The 4,105-nt window shown below is 63.1% G+C and carries 7 protein-coding genes; 2 read left to right on the top strand and 5 right to left on the bottom strand.

Going from position 1 to position 4,105, the window contains the following annotated elements; genetic code table 11:
- Together EOA38_RS29695 and EOA38_RS29690 are read right to left on the bottom strand one after the other, a co-directional pair.
- Window positions 1-598: GAF domain-containing protein (locus EOA38_RS29695; RefSeq protein ID WP_189435001.1), on the bottom strand; the 598-nt coding region annotated here is incomplete at its 3' end.
- 146 nt (window positions 599-744) lie between these two features.
- Window positions 745-1,521, bottom strand: a complete 777-nt coding sequence (locus EOA38_RS29690; RefSeq protein ID WP_189434999.1) for a response regulator transcription factor — start codon at window positions 1,519-1,521, stop codon at window positions 745-747.
- 45 nt (window positions 1,522-1,566) lie between these two features.
- Between EOA38_RS29690 and EOA38_RS29685 the strand changes: the two genes are divergently transcribed.
- A complete protein-coding gene (locus EOA38_RS29685) occupies window positions 1,567-2,253 on the top strand; it encodes a response regulator transcription factor (protein WP_127300912.1) in 687 nt (228 codons plus the stop codon).
- Window positions 2,254-2,317: 64 nt separating this feature from the next.
- Here EOA38_RS29685 and EOA38_RS39420 read toward each other — a convergent pair whose 3' ends face one another.
- A complete protein-coding gene (locus tag EOA38_RS39420) occupies window positions 2,318-2,482 on the bottom strand; it encodes a hypothetical protein (protein ID WP_168247406.1) in 165 nt (54 codons plus the stop codon).
- Window positions 2,483-2,543: 61 nt separating this feature from the next.
- Window positions 2,544-2,849, bottom strand: a complete 306-nt coding sequence (locus EOA38_RS29680) for a hypothetical protein (RefSeq protein ID WP_245480947.1) — start codon at window positions 2,847-2,849, stop codon at window positions 2,544-2,546.
- Between the two features lie 338 nt (window positions 2,850-3,187).
- Between EOA38_RS29680 and EOA38_RS29675 the strand changes: the two genes are divergently transcribed.
- Window positions 3,188-3,640 (top strand): L,D-transpeptidase, encoded by a 453-nt coding sequence (locus EOA38_RS29675; RefSeq protein ID WP_127300911.1) that lies wholly within the window; start codon window positions 3,188-3,190, stop codon window positions 3,638-3,640.
- Window positions 3,641-3,895: 255 nt separating this feature from the next.
- On the opposite strand, the gene EOA38_RS29670 is transcribed toward EOA38_RS29675, so the two are convergent.
- On the bottom strand, window positions 3,896-4,105 hold a 210-nt coding region (locus tag EOA38_RS29670; protein WP_145966117.1), incomplete at its 5' end, for a hypothetical protein.

Here is a 4,105-nt window from a genome sequence, read left to right as displayed (position 1 = left end):
GCATGGTGCGGCGGATGACTTCGCTGGCATGCGCCTCGGAGGGCGAGTGCTCGATGGCGTCGCCGATGGCGAGCGCGATGATGTGCAGCGTCGCCTCTTCCTCGTCGGTCCATTCGCGTTCGGCGACGCAGTCGTTGACCGCCAGCGTGCCCCAGAGATGGCCGTGGGCGAAGACCGACACGGAAATGAAGGATTTTATGTTCTGCTTCTCGAAATCGGCCCTCAGGAAACCATCCAGATTGCGGGTGTGACCGGCAAAGACCTTGCCCTGGCGCTCGTCCTCCTGCAGCCGCTCCAGCAGCGGATCGGAGTTGATGATCGACTGCATGATGACGGTGGGCGATGCCAGCTCGCCGCCGAATTCAGGGTCGATCCAGTAAGCCGAGACGGATTGCGCAAAGCCCTGGCCGGGCAGTTCGCGCAGACGAAACAGAATGCCGCGCTGGCAATCCATGGCCCGGCAGAGCGTTTCCAGCATGCCGTCTATCTCGCGCTGCCAATCGCCCGCCTCGCGCAAACGGCGAACGACGTGGACGGCCGCCATCGCGGCGCCCTGGCGGGAGCCGTGCATGTCCATCCGTGCGGCCTCAGCTGTCATCGTCGAACGTCATCCCCGGGCCATATCGGTAAACCATGAAATCCGGCACACAAGCCCCGAAAATCGATCACGGTTTTGCGGGGGCGTGCGCTCAATCGGAATGCTACAGCGTCTTTCACGTATCCGGAAGGATGCGCGGGCCGGAGTCAATTGCCGTCGCTTGTCGGCAGCGAGAAGATATAGCCTTCGCCGCGTACGGTGCGCAGGAATTTCGGGTTGGCCGGATCGGTTTCGATCTTTTTCCTGAGACGCATGATGCGGATATCGACCGCGCGCGACGATTCGGGATCTTCCACGAAGCCGATCGCCTCCGAGATCGCCGCCCGCGTCAGGAGCCGGTTGGCGCGGGTGAGGAAAACCTCCAGCACGTCGAACTCGCTCTTGGCCATCTCAATGACCGCGCCGTTGGCGCCGGTGACCAGCCTGCCGTCGAAATCGGCCTGGAAGCCGCCGAAGTTCATGAAGCGGCGCGTGCCGGCCTCGGCCTTCGCGGCCTGAGGTGCTGCCGGCTGCGGCACGCGGCGCAGCACGCTGCGGACCCTCGCCAGCACTTCGCGCAATTCGTAGGGCTTGACGATGTAGTCGTCGGCGCCGAGTTCCAGGCCGACGATGCGGTCGAGCGCGGTGCCGGCGGCGGTGGCATAGATGATGCCGATCTGGGTCTTCGAGCGCAGCCAGCGGCCGAGCGACAGGCCATCCTCGCCGGGCATGGCGATGTCGAGTATGGCAAGGTGGAAGGACTGCGCCTCGAGCAGGCCGCGCGCCGCCGCGGCATTCTCGGCCGTGGCGACGTCATAGCCGTTGGCGCCGAGATATTCGGCAACCGCCTCTCTCAGGTCCGGCTCGTCCTCGACGACGATGATGCGCGCCTTCACAATGGTCTCGCTCCCGCTTTCAGCGGAAAGTAGATTGGGTATAAACATGATGTCCAGCGCTCATCTCGAGTTGTCTGTGGCGGGGTGAAGAAAATGGCAGCACGATCCGTCGTCGCGCTTGTGTCCGTTGCCGAAGTGGTGGCCGGCTCCCTTGCCGACCATCTCGAGCGGCGCGGGCACGACGTGCGCCAGGCACGCCAGCCCTGGGAGGCGGAGTCGCTGCTCTCTGCGGGGGGCATCGATGTCGTCGTCGTCGGTGACGATGTGACCCAGGCGGACGGTCGCGAGCTGCTCAAGCGTTATGGCGGCGAGGGCGGCTCCGACTTCATCCTGATCTGCCGGCCACGCGACCTTGTCGACAAGGTGCTGGCGCTGGAGCTCGGCGCCGCAGACGTGGTGGAAAGTCCGCTCAATGTGCGCGAGCTCGCTGCGCGCATCGGCGGCCTGCTGATGCGGCGCGGCCGCAACACCCAGGAACTGATCGTGCTGGAGAACGCCACCGTCGACCTGAGGTCGGCCATGGTCATGCATCGCTCCGGTGCCGAGGATCAACTGTCGCCGGGCCAGGTTGCGCTGCTCAGGCTCTTCCTGGCAAGCCCGCGAAAGGTGCTGACGCGCGACGACATCATCGCCGCCGCGCCGGCCGAGAACGCGGACGCTTTCGACCGCTCGATCGATTCGCGGATCGTGAGGTTGCGCCGCAAGCTCGATACCGAGACCATCACCACGATCAGGGGCGCCGGCTATCGCTTCGATCCGCCGACGCCGCGTACCGACTGAGGCGAGGGCGGCCGGGTCATTTCCTTGATCTGGCATCGGATCCCCCAAAACCGATGCTTCGTGCTCAGCGCACCACGAGGACCGAGGGACCTGAGGGCAAGTCGGCGCTGGCGGTGATTTCGACATGGGCGCGCTCCTTCAGGAGCACCGTTGCCAGCGCGGCAAAGCCGAGCAGCCCTTGCGCGTAGAGCAATGCGGAAAGCACGGAAGCTGCAAACCTGGTGTTCATGTCATTACCCCTAAATCGATATGTATCGGTGCTTCAGGAAACTCCCGAAGCGCCCGCGCCGCTAACGGAGCCCCCCCGCTGCGGCGCGGGCCTTCGGTCCTCTCGGCAGCAAGTAGCCGGAGGGGCCGCGCGTCCTCATCAGCCGAAGGCCGACCCGCCAGAGGGCCCTCAGCCGGTGGACGCGCAGGCTGGAAACGATCCAGACCGTGGCGATGAACAGTGCAGTGTGCAGCGTCGAAACCTCGCCCGAATTCATGGCGCCGAGCGTTGCCACGGGGTTGCCGGCGACAGAGCCGGCGCCACCGAGGATGACGGCCGCGACGCCGATCCTGAGAAGCCAGGAGCGTAGGTTCGATTTCCTGCCCATTTTCGTTTGCTGATGTCTGTTCCCGTTGCATCCACATTGCCGCCGGCCTGTATCCGCATCATGCCGCGCAGGCCGCGTTTTGTTGCAATTCGGTTTCGAGAGTAGCGAAATAGCTTTCATATCAGAGCCATACGCACTTTCGTTTGTCGGTTTCCCCTCTGTCGTCGGTAACCTTGACAGGCTCACGAGCAGCGTTCTTCCGGGCTGGGGCGTTAATTTTGGGAAACAGATTCGAAACAATAACGAGCATCAAGCGAAATAGGCTTGAAACAGGTGACCTCGATAAAGCGACACATCGAAATGAAGCCGGCCGGACCGGCATAAAGAGAGGGATCGTCATGCATACCGCCATTTCCGCCAAACTCATCAATGTCACCGCCGCCGCGCTCACCGGCGCGGCATTGCTTTTCGGCAGCAACGCCGCCCACGCCAATCAGATCGTCGCCCGGGTTTCGCTGTCGCAGCAGATCATGGAAGTCACGGTCGACGGCCGTCCGACCTACACCTGGAAGGTGTCGACGGGTGACAGGAGGCACATCACGCCGACGGGGTCGTTCAGGCCGACCCGCCTGCACGAGATGTGGTATTCGAAGAAGTACGACAATGCGCCGATGCCGCATTCGGTGTTCTTCAGCGGCGGCTACGCGGTGCACGCCACCTACGCCATCAACCGTCTCGGCCGGCCTGCCTCGCATGGCTGCGTGCGCCTGCATCCCGATGCCGCGGCCGATTTCTACCAGCTCGTCGAGGTTTTCGGCCCGTCCAACACCAGCATCGTCATTGTTAAATAACGGGTTGGGTCAAGTAGCAGGCGGATTGCCGCCTTCGGCGTAGTCTATTAGGCGCAATTTCGGACGGAAAAGCGTTACACACTTTTCCTGAAATTGCTCAGCGCCGAAGCCGTGAGGCGACTGCCAAAAAAGAGGCCGGAAACTTTCCGGCCTCTTTTCATTATGGAGCGAATAGGGAGTAGCGAATAGAGATGTCCCGGCGCGCGAACGCCATTCTCCCCTATTCGCTACTCCCTAATCGCTATTGCCTCCGCTTCAGGTCGGCAGCGCCGGCATCAGCTTCGGATCGGGCTTCTCGGCAAGATGCGGCAGATCCTTGCTGGCGATGAAGGTGTAGAACATGGGCACGACGAACAGCGTGAACATCGTGCCGACCAGGATGCCGGTGAAGATGACGAGGCCCATCGAGTAACGGGCTGCGGCGCCGGCGCCGCAGCCCGTTACTCGATGGGCCTCGTCATCTTC

Source organism: Mesorhizobium sp. M1E.F.Ca.ET.041.01.1.1, from assembly GCF_003997355.1.
Lineage (GTDB): Bacteria > Pseudomonadota > Alphaproteobacteria > Rhizobiales > Rhizobiaceae > Mesorhizobium.
Note: the sequence above shows the minus strand (reverse complement) of the source record. Positions and strands in the feature narration are given on the sequence as shown.